1 protein-coding gene is annotated in these 444 nt (G+C 40.3%); it reads left to right on the top strand.

Features of this window, described 5'->3' with window-relative positions; genetic code table 11:
- Nucleotides 1-435: L-threonylcarbamoyladenylate synthase (locus tag HC175_RS18735; protein WP_168139710.1), on the top strand; the 435-nt coding region annotated here is incomplete at its 5' end.
- Nucleotides 436-444 lie beyond the last annotated feature (9 nt).

Below are 444 nucleotides of genomic sequence, written 5' to 3'. Positions count from 1 at the left end.
AAGGCAAATTTCTCTTTTATCTGTGAAAACTTGAGCAACCTCTCAGACTATGTGAGACAAATAGACAACCAGACCTTTAAGATCCTTAAAAGAAATTTACCCGGGCCTTATACTTTTATTCTCCCCGGAAATAATAATTTGCCTTCTGTTTTTAAGAAAAAGAAAACTGTAGGCATTCGGGTGCCGGATAACAACATTTGCAGGGCTTTAGTCGCCGGACTGGGGAATCCTATTATTTCCACTTCCATAAAGGATGATGATGAGGTCCTTGAATACACTACAGATCCTGAACTCATTCACGAAAAATGGGATAAGCTGGTGGATATCGTGATCGATGGCGGCTATGGAGATAATATCCCCTCTACAGTAATAGATCTTACCACTTCAGAACCTGAAGTCCTGCGGGAAGGAAAAGGAAGTTTAGAGATACTGTAATTCATTGAC

The organism is Salinimicrobium oceani, assembly GCF_012037645.1.
The sequence above is the reverse complement of the archived record's forward strand: the minus strand, read 5'-3'. Positions and strand labels throughout refer to the sequence as shown.